Source organism: Pseudoalteromonas sp. S1610, from assembly GCF_005887465.1.
Classification (GTDB): Bacteria; Pseudomonadota; Gammaproteobacteria; order Enterobacterales; family Alteromonadaceae; genus Pseudoalteromonas; species Pseudoalteromonas undina.
The window spans coordinates 63,126-84,381 of record NZ_PNDI01000013.1; the positions used below are offsets into that span (position 1 = coordinate 63,126).

Here is a 21,256-nt window from a genome sequence, read left to right on the forward strand (position 1 = left end):
GCCGACTACTAATTTATGAAACTGAATTCGTGATTCGTATTCAGTTTTTTTATGTCTTTAAGTAATGATAACGAGAAGCGAGTAAGTCATCACAATTTGCTATTGTTAAAAGTCAGTCAATAAAAAATGCCAACCAGTTAAACTGGTTGGCATTTTTTTAAAACCAAAACTTTACGTTAGCTAATCAATTACAATGACGATTCAACTTCATCAAACAGATCAGTAATTTCCTTTTTCGGCTCAGCAGTTACAAGGCTTCCTACTACAATAGCAATACTTGCTAAAATAAAGCCAGGGACGATTTCATATATCACGCTGCTCAAGCTATCACCATTAATAGTAATAGGCGCATAAATCCATACAAGCACAGTTAGAGCACCAACAACCATACCGCTAATAGCCCCTTTTAGGTTCATACGCTTCCAGTAAAGACTAAACAATACCAATGGACCAAATGCAGCACCAAAACCTGCCCATGCATTACTTACTAAATCTAGTATTGAACTATTGCGGTCATACGCTAAGTAAATTGCAAATAACGCAACCAGTATCACGCTAATACGGCCTACTAATACCAGCTCAGTTTGCGAAGCATTACGATTTAAGTAAATCTTATAAAAGTCCTCTGTTAAAGAACTTGAACACACCAACAATTGCGATGAGATAGTACTCATAATCGCAGCTAAAATAGCCGCCAGTAGGAAACCTGCAATTAACGGGTGGAAAATTAATTCAGCCAATACTAAGAAAATTGTTTCTTTATCGGCAATCGGCATTTGATTTTCAATCATGAATGCAGCACCAAATAGGCCAGTAAATACCGCACCAATAGCAGATAACGTCATCCAAGACATACCAATACGACGCATGGTTGGCATTTCTTTTACTGAACGAATAGACATGAAACGAACAATAATATGCGGCTGACCAAAGTAACCTAAACCCCATGCCATTGCAGAAATAATAGCAATAGTGGAACCACCAGCAAACCAGTCAAGCATACTTAAAGAATGAATTTCGCTTGCTTTAGGCGAGCTTAGTAACTGCTGATAATTTGCATTTGCTAAGGTATCCATAAATGGTTGGTCAAGCATCATATAAGTGGCAATTGGCACTGCTAACAACGACACAAACATAATACAGCCTTGCACAAAGTCTGTAAGGCTAACCGCTAAAAACCCACCAAATAAGGTATATACCACTACCACACCAGTGGTGATGTATAGGCCCATTTCGTAACTCATTTGAAATGAGTTTTCAAATAACTTACCACCGGCAACAACACCCGATGAAGTGTATAAGGTAAAGAAAACTATAATTACTATTGCAGAGATAACACGTAGGATATTTTTGTTGTCATCAAAACGGTTTGCAAAGAAATCGGGGATAGTAATGGAGTCATTGGCTTTTTCAGTATAGACACGCAGTCTTGGGGCGACTAAAAAGTAGTTTGCCCACGCACCTAATACTAAACCAATTGCAATCCAAACCTTACTCAACCCAAATAAATACATTGCGCCGGGTAAGCCCATTAATAACCAACCACTCATATCTGATGCACCAGCCGATAAGGCAGCTACACTGGGGGCTAAATTACGACCACCTAGCATATACCCTGAAATATCACTGGTAGATTGCTTATATGCGTATAGTCCTATTCCTAGCATTACAATAAAGTACAATGCCAGTGAAATAATCATTCCTGTTTCCAAATTCGCCTCCACTTAAAAAAGTAATAACAGGCTTGTAATCCAAATAATGACTCTTGAAATCTTATAATTAAGACAGTATTGGAATAAAAGCTTTCTACCCAACTATAACACGGTAATTGCTAATAACTCCAACCCGCTAATTTAAGTAGATAAAAAACCATCTATTCGCTCGCTTTTAAAACAAATAGAATAAAAAACAATGAGTTTAGATTAATAAAAATCACCTAAGTCATGATATTTTATTAATAATAATTCATTTTACCGATGCTATTTTGAATGTTTTCCAATATATTATTACAATGTTAATCAATTTCTACTGTTTCGGAATCTTATATGTATTTTTACGCTGCTCGCCAACCTATTTTAGATCGCAATAAGGAACTAATTGGCTACGAGCTTTTATTTCGTGATGGAGTAGATAATGTATTTCCGAACATTGACGGCGACGAAGCAACGTCTCGCCTAATTGAAGGCAGCCAGTTTAATTTTGGTCTTGAAGATTTAACCGATAATAAACCCGCTTATATTAACTTTACTTTAGACACCTTATTAAAAGGCTACCCCACGCTATTAAACAAAAACGGGGTTGTGATTGAAATACTAGAGACCGTTCAGCCAGGAAAACGTCTGCTAGCAATAGTTAAAGACCTAAAAGAGAAAGGGTACACACTCGCCCTAGATGACTATGCGCATCAACCGGTATGGCGTCACTTTTATCCGTTTATTGATATCATTAAAGTTGACTTTTTAACGTGCGATATGGAAACCGTTAAAACGATCATTGAAGACTTAAAACCTTACCCACATATCAAGTTACTCGCAGAAAAAGTTGAAACTTACGAGCTTTACAACCAAGCTTTTGAGTTGGGCTTTGAGTACTTTCAAGGCTTTTTCTTTTCAAAACCCGAGATGGTGCAAAGTAAAGCCTTACCGCCATCTGGCATGGCACTGGCTGAACTGCTTTATGAAACATCCAGTGTAGAAATGGATCTTAAGAAGATCACCGATGTATTTGAGCGTGATGTTAACTTATCTTACAAGCTCTTGCGCTATTCCAACTCAGCGGCATTTACCCGCCGCTCTGAAATAAACACTATAAAACAAGCACTAATTGTACTAGGGGCTGCTGAAATAAAAAAACTGCTCTCTTTATTGTTTGCAGCACAAGTATCTGCAGATAAGCCATTGGAACTTATTAGACTGTCGTTAACACGGGCGCGTTTTTGTGAGTTGTTAGCTATTTCACATGGCAAACTTAAAGATACAGGTATGGCGTTCTTAACCGGCATGATGTCGCTTATGGATGCGATATTAGATGAAGAAATGGACAGCGTAATGCTTAAATTACCTTTGTCTAATGAGATAAAAACAGCGCTGTTAAAAAATGAAGGACTACTTGCTGAATACTTAAACTTAGTCACTCTGTATGAGCATGGTGATTGGCAAGCTGCGAACGATAAAGCCCAGCAATTAAACTTAGGCGATGAAGTGCCTGATGCATATCACGAAGCACTCAACTGGGTTAGCGAGCAAATGCGAGTGATGATTGATAGCTAAAATATCTTTAATACCCATAAACAAAACGCCAGCATCTGCTGGCGTTTTTATCTTTATTAAAGGCTTTCTAAGAAATCCTCATCAAAATCTTCAGGCTCTTCTTTTATTGGCGGGTTACCATCAAATAGCTCGTATAATTGACGCTGAAAATAAATGTCTTTAATAAACAAGTAGGGGTCTAACGAATCATTTAATAACCCTTCTTGAGCCATTAATGACGCACGCGCTTCAACTGCTTTTAGTGCAAACACTAAAATAGTTTGTGGTGTAGTCAGTGCTATTTCAGGCAGTACAACATTATCAACTACATCACCAGTTAAGTTGCGCGCGGTAGATGGCCCCATTGCTGGGATCATTAAATAAGCACCATCACCCACACCCCACACACCTAGCGTTTGGCCAAAGTCCTCGCTAGTTACTTCAAGCCCAAGTGAGCTGGCTACATCAAATATGCCAAATACACCCACCGTTGAATTCACTAAAAAACGTGCAAAATTAATTCCAGCACTACTTGGTTTTCCTTGCAGGCCGGCATTTATAATATCAACGGGTGCAGTAATATTATCGGTAAAGTGCACAATACTACGACGAACAGGCTGCGGTGTAACAGTGATATAACCCACTGCTGCTGGCCTTAAAATATAGGTATCGAGTACGTCCATATTAAAGTCATAAATGGGTCTATTTACACTTTGTAAGGGATCGCGCTCATCATATTTACTCTCGGGCACTTGAGCACAGCCCGATAAGGTGAGTAAACATAATAAAAGTAAGCCTTGTTTTAACATCTCAAATCCTTAAGGTATTAATGTATCAATGTTCAGTTGCACTTGTCGCACATCTTTACGAAGCAGTACTTCAGAGTGGCCTTCAAGCTCACCAGTACTTGGCATCACTGAATCATCATTAGAAATACGCGCAGAAATAACAATTTCATTAGCACTGGATAAATTTAGCCCTGCCATCATGGCGTTCTCGTCGCTCAGCTCAACGGTGATTGGAAAGCTATAGTCAGTCAGTTTAACAACGGCTAAAGGCATTGGTGAACCTTCAGAAGCTTTAGCAAACACAAACAAAATACCGTTACTGGGCTGTTTATCTTCGAGTTGCTCGTCAACCTTAACCGTGACCTGAATTCCTTGAACAACTTGCAGCTCGTGATTATTCAGCTCGCTTTTCTGAGCTATTTGACCATCGATTTCACTAATCCGCTCAGAAATCATAGCATAACGCGTATCTGACTCGTCCATACTGGCAAGAAGTACCTCAAATGCAGCTTTTGCCTGTACCCAATCTTTTCTCTCAAAGGCAATCAGCGCAAGTAGCGAAATCGCATCGAGATTATTTGGCTGCGCTTGTAGCACTTTAGAAAGCATACCCGCTGCGCGAGTCATATTCTCATCACTGCCCTCAAGTAGTAATACCTGCGAGTAACTCACCAAGGCTTGCATATTATCAGGGTTCATTGACAATGCTTTATCAAATGACTGTTTTGCCATGTCAAACTCATTAAGCATAATAGCGACACGCCCTAACAGCATCCAAGCTACTTCATCATCACCGCTTTGACTTAACTTTGTACGCAGTGCCAATGCAAACGCTTGAAGTTCATTTTTAGATAACGGCTCACCTTTTTGCATTACGGCACGTTGACCATAATCGGCTAAGTTGTCCATTGCATCATGCCACGCCGAAATTTGTTGTTGGCTGCCTGTCATCGCATAAAATATACCTGCTAATGCAATTAAAAACGCTGCCCCTGTTAAAGCAAATATACGGTTATCACCACGACTGTTTAGTGACTTTTCTGGCGATAATTCATTAAGCAAACGACGTTTCAGCTCAATAATAGCCTCGTTATGGTTTTGCGAGTCTATACGTTGATTGTCTAAATCAGCCTGCAGTTCAACTAAACGCTGCTCATAAATGCTGATAAGCTGTGCATTAGCGTTGTGAGTAATAGTTACTACGCGCTCTTTTTTTAAAAAAGGCACAATAATAAACAGCAATGCAATGAGTGTGAGTAAAGCAAAAGACGCCCACATTAAAATCATTTAACTTTGCTCCTGACGTTTATTTTGTTTAATCAACTTATTGAGCATCACTTCATCAGCGTCACTCCATGTTTGTTTTACCGACGCTTTACGTTGGCGAATAACAATAAAACCAAAGCCTATTATTACAATGAGTACTGGTAACACCCACAGAATTAACGTAGCCGGCGTTACTGGTGGATCGTAATGAACAAAGTAGCCATAGCGGTCAATCATATAGTCAATGACTTCATCTTTGCTTTTACCATCTTTTACTAACGCCAATACACGCTCACGCAAGTCTTTTGCAACTACGGCATCTGAATCAGCAATGTTTTGATTTTGACATTTAGGGCAGCGTAATTCTTTCGTTAGCTCTTCAAAACGAATCGCTTGTTCATTGCTATCAAACTGATAACGATCTTGCTGAGCAAACGCTGCTAAACTAATAAATAAGCTAAGGGTTAATAAAAACAATCTCATGGCTGCAGCTCCTGCATAAGAGGCGCAAACTTAGCGCGCCAAACTCGAGGGTTTATATCACCGGTGTGGTGTAACAAAATAGTGCCATTTTTATCAACTAAAAATGTTTCTGGTGCTCCAGACACACCCAAGTCTAACGCCAAAGAGCGCTCTAAATCTAAAATATTAAACTGATACGGATCACCGGCGCGCGCAAGCATATTACTCACATCGTCACGCAGTGCTTGCATATCAAACGGGCCATCAAAATCGGCATCGTAACTTTGAACATAATACAAGCCAATAATTTTAATGCCTTGTTCGCGAAGCTTAGTTAAATAATCAAGCTCAGCTAAACACGTTGGGCACCATGTGCCCCACACGTTTAATAAATACACGTCACCTTTTAACTGCTCATCAGTCCAACGTTTATTATCTTGCATTAAATCAGGCAAGTTAAATGTTGGTACGGTTTGACCAATGCGCCCTGTTTGTATTTCCCGAGGGTTAGCAAACAACCCTTGGTATAAAAACACACAAATAAAGATAAAAATTAATAAAGGGACTATTGCCATCAATTTGCGATTCATAACGCCCCCTCTAATTCATCTTTGCGAGGTGAAGCGCGATAACGCTTATCAAATAAAATCACAAACCCAGCAAGTGAAATCAAAACACCACCGATCCACATCCAACGCACAAACGGCTTGTGATAAATACGTAATGACCATGCCCCTTCACTTAATTGCTCTCCAAGGGCGAGGTATAAATCGCGAGTAAACCCAGCATCTATTGCGGCTTCAGTCATAAACTGCATACCAATGTCGTATCGGCGTTTTTCTGCATAAAGACGCGCAATTGTTGTGTCTTCTTTTAGTACTGTTACCACACCCGCATGACCGCTATAGTTTGCACCACGAATTGTCTTCACGCCTTCAAAACGGTATTGATACTGATTTAGCTGTACGCTATCACCAGGCTTCATTGATACATCACGCTCAACTGAATACGCCGAAGTAAGCGTAATACCGGCAATAACAAAGGCCAAACCAACATGGCCAAGCACCATAGCCCAATAACTTAAACCTAAGCGTTTGATGCCGAGCTTAAGTGAGCCATGAACAGCAGCCTTGGTGTAAAGGTCGATAAAGGTAGCAATAAATATCCATACACCTAACGTAGTTGCTAATAGAGTGAGCGGCGTAACTACTTCATAACTGCTAAACAGCCACGCACAGGTAATAACGACACTGGCTAGTGCGCCAACAAATATTTTGTTTTGTAAAAACGCCCATTTATTTTGCTTCCAGCGCAAAAATGGCCCTATGCCCATTAAAATCGCAAATGGCACCAGTAGAATGGCAAACATTTTATTAAAGAAAGGTTCGCCAATAGAAATACTGCCTAAGCCCATTTCTTTGTGCACCATAGGTAATAAAGTACCCAATAGTACAATTAAGGTAGCAACCACTAGGAAAATATTATTTAGCCAAAGTGCCACTTCACGAGAGACAAACTTATAACGCCCCTCACTTTTAACCTGTGAAACACGCAAGCCGTAAAGCGCTAGGCCGCCGCCAACAACAATAGCTAAGAAGGCAAGGATAAACAGCCCTCGATCCGGATCGGTTGCAAAGGCGTGCACCGAGACAATAATCCCTGAGCGAACAATAAAAGTCCCCAGTAAGCTTAATGAAAAAGCAGCAATTGCTAATAATACGGTCCATGATTTAAATACACCGCGCTTTTCAGTCACACTTAAAGAGTGTAATAAAGCAGTTGCCACTAACCATGGCATAAGTGATGCGTTTTCAACTGGATCCCAGAACCACCAGCCACCCCAGCCAAGCTCTGCATAAGCCCACCAACTGCCTATAGTAATACCTAATGTTAAGAAGCCCCATGCTGTCATTGTCCATGGGCGTGACCACTTAGCCCAGGTATTATCGAGTTTACCAGTTAACAGCGCGGCAATAGCAAAAGAAAAAGCCACAGAAAGACCTACATAACCCATGTAAAGTAATGGTGGATGAATGATCATCCCTGGGTCTTGTAATAATGGGTTTAAATCTCGCCCTTCAACAGGAAAATAGGGCAATAAACGCTCAAACGGACTTGAGAGCAGTAAGGTGTACATCATAAAGCCGACACCTAAAAAGCCAAGCACACCCAAAACGCGAGCACGAAGTATCCAAGGTAGTGACTTAGAACGCATAGCGACAACGGCTGTCCACCCTGCTTGCATTAATAACCACAGTAAAATAGCACCTTCATGTCCGCCCCACGTAGAGGTGATTTTATAATACCAAGGCAAAGTGCTACTTGAATGATAAGCAACGTAAGATACGGTAAAGTCGTCGGTTAAGCTGGCATAGATAAGTGCAGCGAACGACAACGCAACAAATGCAAATTGACCAATCGCTAATGATGGCGCCGCACGCATCAAACGAAGGTTTCCTGTGTGTGCTCCCCAAAGTGGAAAAATACACAACAGCACACTGAGCACCATGGCCAATGTTAAAGAAAAATAACCAAGTTCAGGGATCATATTAACTCCCACTATCTAAGTTATATTTTGGCTTTTCGTGCTTAATGCCTTTTACAGCTTCAGCAACTTCCGCCGGCATATATTCTTCATCATGCTTGGCCAACACTTCAAATGCTTCAATCACGTTAGGCTCTACTAACACACCTTGCGCAACAATCCCTTGTCCTTCACGAAACAAATCAGGCAAAATACCTTGGTAACGTACCGTTACCAATGGCCCCGTATCAATCAGCTTAAAGCTTACTTTTAAGCTTTGTTCATTTCTGATCACAGTGCCTGGCACAACCATGCCGCCAATTCTCAGCTTTTGGCCTACAAACGGCTTTTCTTTATTAGGACCTTTACCATCAATTAATTCGCTGGGGGTGTAAAACAAATTAATATTTTCTTGTAAGGCGTACAACACTAAACCAATTGATCCGCCAATACCAAAGAGTACGGCGATAATAACCAAAAGGCGCTTTTTACGTCTTGGGTTCACGAGGTTTGCTCCTGCTTAGAATTTTTAATTCGAGTTTCACGCGCTATTTGCTGCTCAATCGACGCTAAAATTTGTTTTTTATCGCGTAGTGAGCTGAATAGAATACCTAATAAAATCAATGCGCATGTTCCAAAAGAAAGCCATACATAAAAGCCATAGCCTCCCATTGCAATAAAATCTGAAAACGAGTCAAACTGCATAATTACCCCTTAGTTAACAACTGTCGCACCCATGGGCGGTGCTTTTCACGGTGTAAAATTTCATTTTTAAGACGAATTAAAGTCACAGTACCAACAAACGCGGCAAAGGCTAAAATATTAATCATTAACGGCCAAAACATACTTGGGTCAACCGCATCGCGGTTAAACTTAGTGATGCTCGCCCCTTGATGCAGGGTATTCCACCATTCCACCGAAAAGTGGATGATAGGCAAGTTGATCACTCCAACAATAGCTAAAATAGACGCGGCGCGACCGGCTGACTTTTTATCTTCAAAGGCATGGTACAAAGACAACACCCCTAAGTATAAAAATAATAAAATAAGTTCAGAAGTCAGCCGAGCATCCCATACCCACCACGCGCCCCACATTGGTTTACCCCATGCAGCACCAGTAATTAAAGCAATTGCTGTCATACACGCACCAACAGGCGCGATTGCAATCACCGCAAGCTCGGCATTACGTAACTGCCATACCAAGGCAACAATGGCAGCAATCGCCATTGATGAATATGCTCCCATAGATAAAATAGCGGAGGGCACGTGAATAAAAATAATACGGTAACTGTCTTTTTGTTGGTAATCAGCAGGGGCAAAACCTAATCCCCAAACCCAGCCAACAATCATACTAACGACCGTAACTACTGCAAAATATGGCAGTAGAGTATTGCATAATTGATATGCTCGCTCTGCTTTCGCATACGGATGTAACCACTTCCACATATTAACTTACACTCACTTTTAATGCTGATGATATGGCAATTGGCGCACTAATAATCGCAACGACTAACATGGCACCTAGGATTGCAAGCTGACCACTGTAATCCAGCGACATAGTACTGGTATCAATAGCGGAAGTTGCAAAAATTAAAACCGGGATATACAAAGGCAAAACGAGTAAACTCATTAAAATACCGCCTTTTTGTAATCCCACCGTTAGGCCTGCTCCTATCGCGCCAATAAAGCTCAATAAAGGAGTTCCTAATAATAGCGTTAATAACGTGGCCATTAAGGCCGTTGTTTCTAAATTTAGTAGTAAAGCAAATAAAGGCGTCATTAGCACTAGCGGTAAACCGGTGATCACCCAATGAGCCGCAACTTTACCTAATACGGTTAATGATAAAGGGTAAGAGGAAGCAATGAGTTGTTCTAAAGAGCCATCGTTATAGTCATCTCTAAATAGCTTATCGAGCCCAAGCATGGTTGATAATAAAGCCGCAACCCAAATAATGCCCGGTGCCATTCTTGATAACAACCCAGGTTCTGGCCCTATCGCTAGTGGAAATAACGAGATAACAATTAAAAAAAACAAGATGGGATTGACTATTTCAGCTCGCTGACGAAAAGCGAGCTTAACGTCTTTGCTAAATACCGCGACAAATAACTGCCAATATGAATGCTGTCTTGTCATTAGTGGCGGTACTCCAAAGTCAAGGTCTGTAAGTCACTAAAGTGGGTGGTTAGGTCTTGGTGTGTTGTTAACAAAATAGCGCCCCCCTTTGATAAGTGCTCGGTAAAGCGTTGCTGCAAAAAGGCAACCCCACTTTTATCGAGCGCTGTAAAAGGTTCATCTAAAATCCATAACTTGGCTTCAGATAACCACAAACGAACTAAAGCTACCCGCCTTTGCTGGCCTGCCGATAATGTTCTTACGGGCACATCTTCCAGCCCTACCAAACCTAACTTACTTAACAAAGGATATAAATCAGGTGTATTTACATAACCATTAATAGCCAACCAATGTGCTACATTTTCAAGTGCACTAAGTTGTACATTAACTCCGGTTTTATGGCCTATAAATAATAAGTCTCTGGCGTATTCGTCATAATATTTTTTGATAGATTGATTACGGTATAAAATATCACCTTCGTCAGGCAGCGAAAAACCGGCAATAATGCGCAATAATGATGTTTTACCAGCCCCATTAGGACCAGCTAACTGCATGATTTGACCGCTTTTAAGGCTAAAATTAAGTTCATCAAACAAACAACGCTCTTGCTTGATACAAGTAACGGACTTAATGTGTAACAAGATGACGATTCTCTCTGCCAAAAATTAGCGGTAAGTCTACCATAATGATAGGGTAATACGAATATTGCTTTAGAATCGATTTACTTAAAATACAGAAAACTTGATATAAAATAATGAATACACCAACGCACATTACAGTGACTAACCCACAGGTTAGTAATCAAACAACCGATTCGGGTAAAACTGCGTTACCAATACTGCCGCCTGAAGTACTAGCAGCAAAAAACATTCAGTTTTCTAAAGATTCAGTGACGCTTGATGTATTTATGAATAAGCATTGGCAAACAATTCGGCTCACTGTTAATGATGCACCGACAAATATTGAAAAAATAGCAAGTGCTAACATACAGCTAAGTGCAGATGGTAAAAGCTTAACTATTATTCCTAACAACAGTACCTTATCAATTAAACAACCAGAACAGTTACAGCGGTTTTTAAACTTTATAAACACTCAAAGTGATATTCAAAATAACCCGCTATCGATACAAGTTACTTTAAAGCCAACGCCAAAACTGGTGATTGAAAAATTTAATGCCAGCATCGCCATTAATAAACAAGTAGCGCAATTACTGGCCGAAGAACCCTTATTAAAAGGCATAATTGAGACAGATGGCAAAGGTACACGGCTAAATATCATTAATCGTTTTGCTGACATTGTACATTCTCAACCTTTAAGCCAGGCAAAACTAACACAATTAGTTGCTAACAATTTAGGTCATGCTCAGCTTCATGCAATGCCCAAGTTTGCGGTGCTAACTCCAAATACCGCAAAAAGCTCGTTAAATATTAGCTTAAGCCATCAACAGTTATCTGAACTACCCACAGCTCCGACTAAGGTAACTATTAGCAGTCAAGCAGATAAACTATTAATTAAAACCGCTTATCAAAATATAACCGTGGAGCTTAAAAACTCATTTAGCAAACCATTTAATGAGATGCTGTCACAGCAACCGCAAGTTGCTATCGATTCGCAAAAAATTAAGCCTCATCCACTTAGTACCGTTAATAGTCCAATTCAATCATGGCTAAAAAGCAGTTTTGCTGATTTTAAAACGCGTATTTTAGATGCAGTAAAACATTTTGAAAGCAAGCCATTTACCACTGTATTAAACGCATCTCAAAAACCAAATATTGTTGTTAATGAACAGCAACAATTGCTCGCGCCAACGCAAAAAATAGACATTACGCAATTAAAAAGCCCTTTAGGAACTGCCCCCCCTTTAGTGCAACTAACCCAGCAGCTAAAAACCAGTATCTCTTTATGGCAACAGCGGACGTTATCAACATCCGTAGACTTGCACCCTGTTGTTACCCAATCAGCACAAACAGCTAATCGATCCTTAGCAGCCGTTAATCATTTACAACCGCTGGAAAAGCTATTATTAGCAACCGTTTTAAAGCAAACCGCAACCGCTCCAATAGAGCAAAAAGAAGCAAGCAAACACGTTCTAAGCAGCCAACTAAACACTATCGTAACTAAGGCGGCAGATCAGGGTACTGACTTAAACCGCTTGGTTAATCAAGCTTTTAACCGTATGTTGTCAGAAAGTAATTTACACCCGACCACCATACAACGTGAAATACTCAGCACTATAAAGCCGACGCAACTAACCAGTGACACTTTGCAGAGCTCGTTTAATCGAGGTGTAGAACAACTTTCATTAAGCATTTTAGCTGCACCGATTATTAACCAAAACCCAACTGCCGTTAGCATTAATAATCAAAGCGGTTTAGAGGCCCTACTTCAGGTTTTATTACCAAGCTTCAAGACCGGTAATAATACCAATAAGTTATTAGAACAGTTACAGCAACCACAAGTGCAAGCATTAGCAGGTGAATTAACACAAATTAAAAACACCTTAAGCCAAGTGCAAGCTCCCGTTTTGAGCCAGCAGCCTGACACTAACTCCTTAGTGCAGTTTTTATTGCCTATGAAACTGCCACCAGAGGCGGCACAAACAGAAATATCGTTAGGACAATATAAAAAGCCAAACAATGACAAATTAGCGGATAAAAACGTGTGGTTTGTAAGATTAAATTTTGATTATGCTGAACTAGGTAAGCTGCAAATAACCGCAGAGTTGATGGACAAAGCATTAGATTGTCAGTTATTAGCGTCCACTCAAGCTGTGAGCGCGTTGGCTCATCCACACCTTGATAATTTACGCTCAAAACTAGCAAAACAGGGCTTACAAGTCGGCGATCTTAATTTGAAACGCGCAGATGACAACCATCAAGCATTTTACCAATCCCATGCCATTATAAATATTAAGGTTTAGCCATGACGGATTCATTTAAAAACAATTCAGCAATTGGACTGCTCTACGAAACGGGTAATTCACCCACCGTAAGCGCTAAAGGGTTTGGAGAATTGGCGGATGAAATTATTGCCCTAGCTAAAGATAAAGGTATTTTAATCCATCAGGATGAAGCACTTGCAAATACACTTTCGAAATTAGAGCTTGGCGAAGAGATCCCTAAAGAGCTTTACTTTGTTATTGCTGAACTGATTGCTTTTTCATATGTGGTAAGAGGGAAATTCCCGCCCGGATGGCAGGACTTTCAAGGAAAGCTCAATATAAAAGCATGAGCCAATATGATAAAAACAAAAAAGGCGCTAAGCGCCTTTTTGTTTGTGTAAAGAAAATAACAGTTCTGCTTCGGCGCGGGGTAATTCACACTCGCGAATAACCTCATCTAAATCAGCACCTAGCTCAACCATTTTTACTGCTCGAGAGTATATTTTAGCATCAGGGTCATCGTATTTTTGAGCTGCTTGTTGCTGTATCAGCTCTTGGTTTTGTTGTTCTACCTCAAGCACTCGTTTACCAATACTCATTAACCCAGTTCGTAACTCAGAGACTTCGCTACGTAAAATATTAATCTGCTCTGATGAATCTTTAAATTGCTGTAATTGTGCGCCAAGCTCATTCGCATAACGCTTTTTAAACATCACAATTAACAGCAGCGAGAATAGCCCAAATGCCAAACCCGCAATTGCAATACCAAGTAATAACATAATTTTATGTAGAGAAGCTTATATATCGCTTAACTCATCCCATTCGTCATCACTAAGTAGCTTGTTTAAATCAACTAGAATAAGCAGCTCATTATCGCGGTTGCATACACCTTGAATAAATTTGGCACTTTCTTCAGTACCTACGTTTGGCGCACTGTCAATTTCAGAGCTACGTAAGTACACAACCTCAGAAACGCTATCGGCTAAAATACCAATCACTTGCTCTTCAGCTTCAATAATCAAAATACGTGAATTGTCGGTCGCTTCAATATCAGGTAAACCAAAGCGAGAGCGAGTATCAATAACGGTAACAACATTACCACGTAAGTTAATAATACCAATTACATAAGAAGGCGCACCTGGAACAGGAGCAATTTCGGTGTAACGCAGTATTTCTTGCACTTGCATTACATTCACGCCATAGGTTTCATCTTCTAACTTAAATGTAACCCACTGCAAAATTTCATCATTATTATCTGCATTTTTTTTAGCTGACAGTAATTTATCTTCACTCATGCTCTTACCTCGTAATGGTCATTACTTGTGACGGCTATCTAAGCCTTTCTCTAATAGTGCATTTAAATTATTAACATCTATTAAAGCACACATTTTTTCTTTAATTACTCCAGCAAGCCATGGGCGCTTACTGTTATTTGTACGCCATTTTACATCTTCTTTACTCAATGTAATGTTATTTATTAGTTTTTCTGCTAATAAACCCCACTTGCTATCACCTAAAGTGATTAGATATTGATAATTTAAAGATGCCTCTAACTGCTCATCATACTTTTCAGGCATAACCCAGCGCGCGGTATCAACAACATTGAGCTTTTCTTCTCGATTGATCATGACACCTTTAAACCACTTAGGTTTACCAAATAAATGATTCACTTCTCCAAGCTCATGTATACCGCCTAACGCTTTTAATGGCACGGCTAAAGTGAGCCCAGCCACTTCAAAAAATAATGCCTGAAATTCACCATCAAAGTATTCAGCTTCATTACCGAGTGCTATATCATTTTCAGTTTCAAGCTGCTGCGCTTGGTGAGATTCTATTTCTACATTTGTTACCTGCTCATTGAGCTTTTCAACTTCAACAACCGGCTCAACTACAGGCTCAACCTGCAGTGATTGCTCTTTTTGCTCTTCATAAGCTACCTGCTCAAGCAATTTAGCAACAGGCTCAAGGTCTTTCGCTGGTGCGTCATCAGATAATAACGCCCCTAAATACTGAGTGACTACTTTTTCATTAGCAAATAATTGCTTACTCATTTATTAACCTTGTTTTATTAAATATTCAAGCAATGCTTTATAAGCATAGACTCCACGCGCATTAGGGCAAAAATCAATAGGCACTTTTTGCGCTAAACTCGCATCTCTAAATTTAGTATCAACAGGAATAACACCTGGCCATACTTTTTCTTTATACGTATCTTGTAATGTTTTATAGGCCTCAAGTGACGCTTTGGTACGCTTATCATACATAGTTGGAATTATAGTATATTCATAGCTTTTCGCTTGCGAGGTTTGCATTAACTCCATAGTCCGCATCATTCTATCAAGCCCCTTGAGCGCTAAGAACTCAGTTTGTACTGGCACCAACACTCTTTCACAAGCAGCTAGGGCATTGACCATAAGCACCCCTAGAACGGGCGGACAATCTAGAATTGCGTAATCGTAATACTCGCTAATTTTAGCCAATGTTTTTTTTAAAATCAGGCCCATCCCCGTTTTATTACCCATGCTACGGTCAAGTGTAGCAATCGCCATGGTGGCAGGTAAAATGTCAAGGTTTTCTATGGTTGAGGGACATAATGCTTGCAATATTTCTTCGCTTTTCATGCTCGATCCGCGAGTGAAAATATCGTAAACACTAACCTCTAAATCTTCTGAATCAATACCAAAGTAATAAGTTAATGATGCATGAGGATCGGTGTCAATCAGTAAAACTCGCTTACCTTGAAGCGCAAGGATCCCAGCAAGGCTAACCGCTGTAGTGGTTTTGCCTACCCCTCCTTTTTGATTGGCTACTGTCCAGATTTTCACATTACATCCTAATTACTGTTCATTACGCGTGGTAACACGAATGCCACCATGCTCTAAGCGAATTATTTTTATTGTATCGTCTTGAGTAGGCAGCTCAACTTCAGTTGGTTTAGCTGCTTCAGAAACTTGCTGCTCAGTAGCCTCATTCGATGACTCTGAAACCAAGCCGTATTTAGAAAGCGCAATCACCACTTTGCGGTTTTCAGCGCGCCCAGCTTCGGTATCATTATCTGCAAAAGGTGAATATTGGCCATATCCCTCAATTGCCATGCGCGCAGATTGAATACCTAAGCGCTCTAATTCAACTAATATTGATGTTGCACGTGCCACCGACAACTCCCAATTAGAGCGAAATATTTCATTGCGAATGGTTTCGTTATCTGTGTATCCTCGCACTCTTATATAGTTATCGACAGGTGCAATTATTGCTTCAATCTTTTTTACGACTTCTTTGGCTTGATTATGCGCAACGGCACTACCACTGGCAAACAACAGCCCTGAATTAAGCTCAATAACCAACCAATCTTGACTGAGCTCTAAACTTGCCTCGCCACTTCGTATTTCATCAATAAGTGACGATTGTAGCTTAATTAATAACCTATCGAGTGGCTTGCCTAAGTGACGTTGGCTGATATTACTATTGTCACTTTGACCATCGAGCAATATCGGTCCTTGTTCTTGTTTTTGAATACTTTCGCCATATAAAACCTCAGCCTCTGGAGTCACTCTTTCAAGCAACAAAGCGTCGCCGTTAACCCCTTTACCTTGCTGAGAAAATTGTTTCGCTGACTTATCAAAAACATGCTCCAGGGAATCAGATAGTACTTGTATATTGTCTTCTTTGTTTATTGCAATGGCATACAATACAACAAAAAATGCGAACATAATGGTCATGTAATCTGCATAAGAAACTAGCCAACGCTCAGTGTGTTGGCTTTTAGTGTTTTGATGACGTAAGCGACGGCGCAACATAACCGCTAATGGGCCTGTAAAATAGGACGTTCGACGCGGTAAGCTTCAAGCTTTAATTCTATATTAATAGGGCTTTCACCTTGGCTAATGGCAATAACCCCTTCAGCTAGCATTTCATGGTAAAGCATTTTTTGCTCAACACGTTGCTTTAATTTGTTGGCCATGGGCAAAAATAGTAAATTAGCTAAACCTACACCATATATAGTAGCAATAAATGCCGTGGCAATGCCCGTTCCTAATTGCTCAGGATCATTAATAAACGACATAGCTTGAATCAATCCAAGCACAGCACCTAGGATACCGATAGTCGGGCTGTAGCCTCCCATCGCTTCATATACACGGCTAGCTTCAAGCAATCGTTCTCGTTCGAGTAATAAATCTATTTCAAGGGTATCGCGAAGCTTTTGATCTGAGCAACCATCGACTAATAAACTCAGTCCTTTAGTGGCATAGGGATCAGAGTGAGTAAGCGCTTCGTTTTCTAGCGCTAAGTAGCCTTCTTGGCGAGCTTTGTGCGACCAGCGCTTGACTTGCTCAATGGCATCTTCAATATTGTGGTCATCAGTAACAAAAACCCAATGAGTAATACTAAGCATTTTCTTAAAAGTATTGGCTGATGTTTGCAGCATCACCGCCCCCAATGTGCCACCTAATACAATAATTAGTGCTGGACCATTAAACAGCGCAGATACCACACCTCCCTCTAAAGAATAACCGATTGCAATAGCACCTAATGCAACCAATAACCCTAAAATAGAAAGCTTATCCAAAGCCAACCTCTCTTTTTAAGCGCACCGCCACATCATGAAGGCCTATGCTTTCATTTGCTAACCCAGCACTAGCTACTGCTTGCGGCATACCATATACAACACAACTTTTCTCATCTTGAGCCCAAATTGTAGCGCCAGTTTGTTTAAGCATGCGAGCACCGTCACGACCATCTGCGCCCATACCAGTCAAAATAATGGCAAGTACATCGCCTTGATACGCTTTTGCTACACTAGCAAAGGTAATATCCACACTAGGCTTATAGCTAACTCGTTCATTTTTATCTTCAAATACGCGTAATGTTCTGTTTGAACCTCGCCCTTCTACCATCATTTGCTGACCGCCTGGCGCTAAATAAGCACAGCCTGGTTGCAGTCTATCGCCTTGCTGTGCTTCTTTTACTTTAATTTTACACAAGCTATCTAATCGGGTTGCAAACGCAGGTGTAAATGCTGCTGGCATGTGTTGTATGAGTAGTATTGGGTGTGGGAAATTAGCAGGTAACTGAGTCAATATAGTTTGTAGTGCAACCGGGCCACCTGTTGATGTGCCAATAGCAATTAATTGATATTGCTTACCACTAGCACGTGTTGATGCGCTACTAGAAGGCGTTGGGCTTGCGCTTTTAAAGCTACGATCAGGTTGCACTATAGGCTTATTAGCAAAGCGCTCAGAAGTGCTTGGCGCTGGTTTAATACTTGGAGCAGCAGCCGCTCTGGTAACTCTACCAATTCGCTGGCGGCCTATTTCTTTAACTTTATTTTGTAATAGCTTTATTGCGTCGTCGTTATTACGAGCAATATCTTCAAACTTTTTCGGTAAAAAGTCCATCGCGCCGGCATCAAGTGCATCTAAGGTGGCAGATGCGCCTGCGCGTGTTAACGAGGAGAACATTAAAATAGGAGTTGGGTTACTCGCCATGATCTCTTTAACCGCGCTAATACCATCAAGCACCGGCATTTCAACATCCATGGTGATCACGTCAGGTCGTAATTGAGCTGTTTTATCGACAGCTTCTCGACCATTTACAGCGAAACCTATAACTTCAATTCCGCTGTCTTGTTCAAGAATTTCACTCACTCTGCGGCGAAAAAAGCTTGAATCATCAACTACTAAAACTTTAACAGCCATTTCGCTCTCTTATTCAATGAATGGGTAGGCATAAAATATATGCCTACTTTTAATTATCCAGCGTAATGCTTTAACATACTTGGCACATCTAATATCAGTGCAATGCCACCATCAGAGGTGATTGTTGCACCTGCCATACCAGGCGTACCTTGAAGTAATGCGTCTAAAGGCTTAATTACCACTTCCTCTTGACCAATAAGCGAGTCAACAACGAAACCCACTTTTTGAGTTCCTATTTGTACAATAACCACATGACCTTGTGCTTTTCGCTGACCTCTATCGGCCCCTTTGATGAGCCAATGTTCAAGGTAGAATAACGGAATCGATTTTTTACGAACAATTATAGTAAGCTGACCATCAACCACATTGGTTTTTGTTAAATCTAAATGGAATATTTCACTTACACCCGCCAGCGGCAACGCAAAGGTTTGTTCGCCTACCACTACCATTAAGGTAGGCAGTATTGCCAGTGTCAGCGGTACTTTAATCTCTAAAGTAGTACCTACGCCCATCTCTGATTTAATATTTACTGAGCCATTGAGTTGAGTGATTTTTGTTTTAACCACATCCATACCAACGCCACGGCCAGAAATATCTGAGATCTCTTCTTTAGTTGAAAAACCAGGTGCAAAAATAAGGTTATACGCTTCAGTATCAGAAAGGCGACTCGCTTGATCGTGATCAAGCACCCCTTTACTAATCGCAATCTTTTTAAGCTTTTCAGCATCCATACCGGCACCATCATCTTGGATGGTAAGCAGGATATGGTCGCCTTGCTGAGACGCTGATAAAGTAACAGTACCGGTTCTAGGTTTACCCGATGCTTCACGAACATCTGGCATTTCTATACCATGATCCACTGAGTTGCGCACTAAATGCACGAGTGGATCTGCCAATGCTTCCACTAAATTTTTATCTAAATCGGTGTCTTCACCAACAAGTAATAAATTAATATCTTTTTGCAGCGTTCGTGCTAAATCTCGTACTACACGGGGGAAACGGCCAAACACTTTTTTAATTGGCTGCATTCGTGTTTGCATTACCGCACCTTGGATATCAGCAGTCACTACATCTAAATTAGAAATAGCTTTACCCATAGCCTCGCTGTCAGAGTTTGTTGCCAAGCTTACCAAACGATTTCGCACAAGTACCAATTCACCAACCATATTCATTATTTGGTCTAAACGTTTGGTATCAACACGTACTGTTGTCTCCGCCGGTGGAGGCGCTGCTTTTTTAGGCGGCGCTGTCTTAGCTGGCTGTGGAGAAGGTGCCGGCTTTGCAGGCTCTGCTTTTGGTACCGGTTTAGGCTCAGGTTTTGGCGCAGCAGGCGCAGGCTTATTTGCGGCTACTGGCTCAGGTTTACTTTCTGGAGCCGATGTTTCTAACGATTTAGGTGCACCTTTGCCATGTAATTCATCTAGCAAAGCTTCAAATTCATCGTCACTTATTTCATCATCGCTCGCGCTTGAGTCGTTATTTTGTGAAGCCACAGGAGCCGATGGTGCTTGCTGTGGTGTACTTGGGGCGCTTTGAGTAACTTCGCCAAAACTACCAACACCATGAAGCTCATCTAATAAGCTATCAAATTCATCGTCAGTTATATCGCCACTGACATCATTATCACTTGATGAGGACTGTTCTTCTTGTGGAGCTTGACCTTTACCATGTAACTCATCAAGTAAGCTTTCGAATTCATCTTCAGTTATTTCATCAATCTGAGAGTCTGAGCTACTGCTATCTGGGCCGCTAAATAATTCATCAAAAGCAAACGGATCTTCTTCCGCATCATTGCTTGGCTGCTCAGCTACAGGTTCAGGTTCTACCGAGGGAGTTTCAACAGGGGCTGTGTCTTCAACTACAGAATCGCCAGCAAGCTCTTCTGCCGTCGGTGGTTGTCCAAGTTTATGAAGGACTGCAAGTAACTCTGGATCAGCAGGCTCTGGTTGGTCACGATTTTTAATTGTGGCAAACATTTCATTAATGGTGTCGAGTGCTTGTAAAATTACATCCATTAATTCAGAGTTAACTGTTCTTACACCTTGGCGCAATAAATCAAACACGTTTTCAGCACCATGACATGCATCAACAAGCTCTGTCATTGCCAAAAAGCCGGCGCCACCTTTTACAGTGTGGAAACCACGAAATATTGCGTTTAGTAGTTCAGTATCATCTGGGTTGTTTTCCAGTTCTACTAACTGTTCAGATAAAAGCTCAAGGATTTCTCCGGCCTCTACTAAAAAGTCTTGTAAAATATCTTCATCGACTTCAAAGCTCAT

Annotated in this window: 22 protein-coding genes; 3 read left to right on the forward strand and 19 right to left on the reverse strand. The window is 40.8% G+C overall.

The window, feature by feature from the left end; genetic code table 11:
- Window positions 1–188 precede the first annotated feature (188 nt).
- A complete protein-coding gene (gene putP / locus CWB77_RS07520) occupies window positions 189–1,700 on the reverse strand; it encodes a sodium/proline symporter PutP (protein WP_054201697.1) in 1,512 nt (503 codons plus the stop codon).
- Between the two features lie 345 nt (window positions 1,701–2,045).
- On the opposite strand from putP, the gene CWB77_RS07525 reads away from it, so the two are divergent.
- Window positions 2,046–3,269: an EAL and HDOD domain-containing protein gene (locus tag CWB77_RS07525; protein ID WP_010387954.1), complete on the forward strand. Its 1,224-nt coding sequence runs from the start codon at window positions 2,046–2,048 to the stop codon at window positions 3,267–3,269.
- 56 nt (window positions 3,270–3,325) lie between these two features.
- Here the strand turns inward: CWB77_RS07525 and CWB77_RS07530 are convergent, their stop codons facing one another.
- Genes CWB77_RS07530 through ccmA form a run of 10 tightly spaced genes read right to left on the reverse strand, consistent with a single transcriptional unit; the run spans window position 3,326 to window position 11,041 of the window.
- Window positions 3,326–4,057 (reverse strand): MlaA family lipoprotein, encoded by a 732-nt coding sequence (locus tag CWB77_RS07530; RefSeq protein ID WP_054201699.1) that lies wholly within the window; start codon window positions 4,055–4,057, stop codon window positions 3,326–3,328.
- A 9-nt stretch (window positions 4,058–4,066) separates the two neighbouring features.
- The gene (gene ccmI / locus CWB77_RS07535; RefSeq protein ID WP_010387952.1) at window positions 4,067–5,323 is read right to left on the reverse strand and encodes a c-type cytochrome biogenesis protein CcmI; all 1,257 of its coding nucleotides are present in this window, start codon (window positions 5,321–5,323) and stop codon (window positions 4,067–4,069) included.
- On the reverse strand, window positions 5,324–5,785 hold the full coding sequence (locus tag CWB77_RS07540; protein WP_055013033.1) for a cytochrome c-type biogenesis protein: 462 nt from the start codon (window positions 5,783–5,785) through the stop codon (window positions 5,324–5,326). It lies immediately after the preceding gene.
- Window positions 5,782–6,354 (reverse strand): DsbE family thiol:disulfide interchange protein, encoded by a 573-nt coding sequence (locus tag CWB77_RS07545; protein ID WP_036933069.1) that lies wholly within the window; start codon window positions 6,352–6,354, stop codon window positions 5,782–5,784. The genes CWB77_RS07540 and CWB77_RS07545 overlap by 4 nt, the downstream gene beginning before the upstream one ends.
- Window positions 6,351–8,312: a heme lyase CcmF/NrfE family subunit gene (locus CWB77_RS07550; RefSeq protein WP_138570492.1), complete on the reverse strand. Its 1,962-nt coding sequence runs from the start codon at window positions 8,310–8,312 to the stop codon at window positions 6,351–6,353. The genes CWB77_RS07545 and CWB77_RS07550 overlap by 4 nt, the downstream gene beginning before the upstream one ends.
- A gap of 1 nt (window position 8,313) precedes the next feature.
- Window positions 8,314–8,793, reverse strand: a complete 480-nt coding sequence (gene ccmE, locus CWB77_RS07555; protein ID WP_075169670.1) for a cytochrome c maturation protein CcmE — start codon at window positions 8,791–8,793, stop codon at window positions 8,314–8,316.
- Window positions 8,790–8,993 carry a heme exporter protein CcmD gene (gene ccmD, locus CWB77_RS07560; RefSeq protein ID WP_055013035.1) on the reverse strand — a complete coding sequence of 68 codons (204 nt, stop codon included), beginning with the start codon at window positions 8,991–8,993 and terminating at the stop codon, window positions 8,790–8,792. Before ccmD ends, ccmE begins: the two co-directional genes overlap by 4 nt.
- 2 nt (window positions 8,994–8,995) lie before the next feature.
- Complete coding sequence (locus tag CWB77_RS07565; RefSeq protein ID WP_036985043.1) at window positions 8,996–9,733, reverse strand: heme ABC transporter permease; 738 nt, start codon at window positions 9,731–9,733, stop codon at window positions 8,996–8,998.
- Between the two features lies 1 nt (window position 9,734).
- Window positions 9,735–10,421 carry a heme exporter protein CcmB gene (gene ccmB / locus CWB77_RS07570; protein WP_054201703.1) on the reverse strand — a complete coding sequence of 229 codons (687 nt, stop codon included), beginning with the start codon at window positions 10,419–10,421 and terminating at the stop codon, window positions 9,735–9,737.
- Window positions 10,421–11,041, reverse strand: a complete 621-nt coding sequence (gene ccmA / locus CWB77_RS07575) for a cytochrome c biogenesis heme-transporting ATPase CcmA (RefSeq protein WP_075169671.1) — start codon at window positions 11,039–11,041, stop codon at window positions 10,421–10,423. The genes ccmB and ccmA overlap by 1 nt, the downstream gene beginning before the upstream one ends.
- Window positions 11,042–11,154: 113 nt before the next feature.
- On the opposite strand from ccmA, the gene fliK reads away from it, so the two are divergent.
- Together fliK and CWB77_RS07585 are read left to right on the forward strand one after the other, a co-directional pair.
- On the forward strand, window positions 11,155–13,320 hold the full coding sequence (fliK, locus tag CWB77_RS07580) for a flagellar hook-length control protein FliK (RefSeq protein WP_138622144.1): 2,166 nt from the start codon (window positions 11,155–11,157) through the stop codon (window positions 13,318–13,320).
- A gap of 2 nt (window positions 13,321–13,322) precedes the next feature.
- Complete coding sequence (locus CWB77_RS07585; RefSeq protein WP_054201705.1) at window positions 13,323–13,631, forward strand: EscU/YscU/HrcU family type III secretion system export apparatus switch protein; 309 nt, start codon at window positions 13,323–13,325, stop codon at window positions 13,629–13,631.
- Window positions 13,632–13,658: 27 nt separating this feature from the next.
- Here CWB77_RS07585 and CWB77_RS07590 read toward each other — a convergent pair whose 3' ends face one another.
- Genes CWB77_RS07590 through CWB77_RS07625 form a run of 8 tightly spaced genes read right to left on the reverse strand, consistent with a single transcriptional unit; the run spans window position 13,659 to window position 21,256 of the window.
- The gene (locus tag CWB77_RS07590; RefSeq protein ID WP_054201706.1) at window positions 13,659–14,060 is read right to left on the reverse strand and encodes a DUF2802 domain-containing protein; all 402 of its coding nucleotides are present in this window, start codon (window positions 14,058–14,060) and stop codon (window positions 13,659–13,661) included.
- Between the two features lie 18 nt (window positions 14,061–14,078).
- The gene (locus CWB77_RS07595; protein WP_008112225.1) at window positions 14,079–14,576 is read right to left on the reverse strand and encodes a chemotaxis protein CheW; all 498 of its coding nucleotides are present in this window, start codon (window positions 14,574–14,576) and stop codon (window positions 14,079–14,081) included.
- A gap of 21 nt (window positions 14,577–14,597) precedes the next feature.
- Window positions 14,598–15,332: a CheW domain-containing protein gene (locus CWB77_RS07600; RefSeq protein ID WP_109874284.1), complete on the reverse strand. Its 735-nt coding sequence runs from the start codon at window positions 15,330–15,332 to the stop codon at window positions 14,598–14,600.
- A 3-nt stretch (window positions 15,333–15,335) separates the two neighbouring features.
- Window positions 15,336–16,106 carry a ParA family protein gene (locus tag CWB77_RS07605; protein WP_055013038.1) on the reverse strand — a complete coding sequence of 257 codons (771 nt, stop codon included), beginning with the start codon at window positions 16,104–16,106 and terminating at the stop codon, window positions 15,336–15,338.
- 12 nt (window positions 16,107–16,118) lie between these two features.
- The gene (locus CWB77_RS07610) at window positions 16,119–17,078 is read right to left on the reverse strand and encodes a flagellar motor protein MotB (RefSeq protein WP_138622146.1); all 960 of its coding nucleotides are present in this window, start codon (window positions 17,076–17,078) and stop codon (window positions 16,119–16,121) included.
- Between the two features lie 5 nt (window positions 17,079–17,083).
- Window positions 17,084–17,848: a flagellar motor protein gene (locus CWB77_RS07615; RefSeq protein WP_054201710.1), complete on the reverse strand. Its 765-nt coding sequence runs from the start codon at window positions 17,846–17,848 to the stop codon at window positions 17,084–17,086.
- Window positions 17,841–18,977, reverse strand: a complete 1,137-nt coding sequence (locus CWB77_RS07620; RefSeq protein ID WP_138622148.1) for a protein-glutamate methylesterase/protein-glutamine glutaminase — start codon at window positions 18,975–18,977, stop codon at window positions 17,841–17,843. Before CWB77_RS07620 ends, CWB77_RS07615 begins: the two co-directional genes overlap by 8 nt.
- A 53-nt stretch (window positions 18,978–19,030) precedes the next feature.
- A complete protein-coding gene (locus CWB77_RS07625; protein WP_075169676.1) occupies window positions 19,031–21,256 on the reverse strand; it encodes a chemotaxis protein CheA in 2,226 nt (741 codons plus the stop codon).

Bases quoted from the DNA above. Each gene is read 5' to 3' on its own strand.
- putP (WP_054201697.1), bottom strand. From the start codon at position 1,700: ATGATTATTTCACTGGCATTGTACTTTATTGTAATGCTAGGAATAGGA.
- CWB77_RS07525 (WP_010387954.1), top strand. From the start codon at position 2,046: ATGTATTTTTACGCTGCTCGCCAACCTATTTTAGATCGCAATAAGGAA.
- CWB77_RS07530 (WP_054201699.1), bottom strand. From the start codon at position 4,057: ATGTTAAAACAAGGCTTACTTTTATTATGTTTACTCACCTTATCGGGC.
- ccmI (WP_010387952.1), bottom strand. From the start codon at position 5,323: ATGATTTTAATGTGGGCGTCTTTTGCTTTACTCACACTCATTGCATTG.
- CWB77_RS07540 (WP_055013033.1), bottom strand. From the start codon at position 5,785: ATGAGATTGTTTTTATTAACCCTTAGCTTATTTATTAGTTTAGCAGCG.
- CWB77_RS07545 (WP_036933069.1), bottom strand. From the start codon at position 6,354: ATGAATCGCAAATTGATGGCAATAGTCCCTTTATTAATTTTTATCTTT.
- CWB77_RS07550 (WP_138570492.1), bottom strand. From the start codon at position 8,312: ATGATCCCTGAACTTGGTTATTTTTCTTTAACATTGGCCATGGTGCTC.
- ccmD (WP_055013035.1), bottom strand. From the start codon at position 8,993: ATGCAGTTTGACTCGTTTTCAGATTTTATTGCAATGGGAGGCTATGGC.
- CWB77_RS07565 (WP_036985043.1), bottom strand. From the start codon at position 9,733: ATGTGGAAGTGGTTACATCCGTATGCGAAAGCAGAGCGAGCATATCAA.
- ccmB (WP_054201703.1), bottom strand. From the start codon at position 10,421: ATGACAAGACAGCATTCATATTGGCAGTTATTTGTCGCGGTATTTAGC.
- fliK (WP_138622144.1), top strand. From the start codon at position 11,155: ATGAATACACCAACGCACATTACAGTGACTAACCCACAGGTTAGTAAT.
- CWB77_RS07585 (WP_054201705.1), top strand. From the start codon at position 13,323: ATGACGGATTCATTTAAAAACAATTCAGCAATTGGACTGCTCTACGAA.
- CWB77_RS07590 (WP_054201706.1), bottom strand. From the start codon at position 14,060: ATGTTATTACTTGGTATTGCAATTGCGGGTTTGGCATTTGGGCTATTC.
- CWB77_RS07595 (WP_008112225.1), bottom strand. From the start codon at position 14,576: ATGAGTGAAGATAAATTACTGTCAGCTAAAAAAAATGCAGATAATAAT.
- CWB77_RS07600 (WP_109874284.1), bottom strand. From the start codon at position 15,332: ATGAGTAAGCAATTATTTGCTAATGAAAAAGTAGTCACTCAGTATTTA.
- CWB77_RS07610 (WP_138622146.1), bottom strand. From the start codon at position 17,078: ATGTTGCGCCGTCGCTTACGTCATCAAAACACTAAAAGCCAACACACT.
- CWB77_RS07620 (WP_138622148.1), bottom strand. From the start codon at position 18,977: ATGGCTGTTAAAGTTTTAGTAGTTGATGATTCAAGCTTTTTTCGCCGC.
- CWB77_RS07625 (WP_075169676.1), bottom strand. From the start codon at position 21,256: ATGAGCTTTGAAGTCGATGAAGATATTTTACAAGACTTTTTAGTAGAG.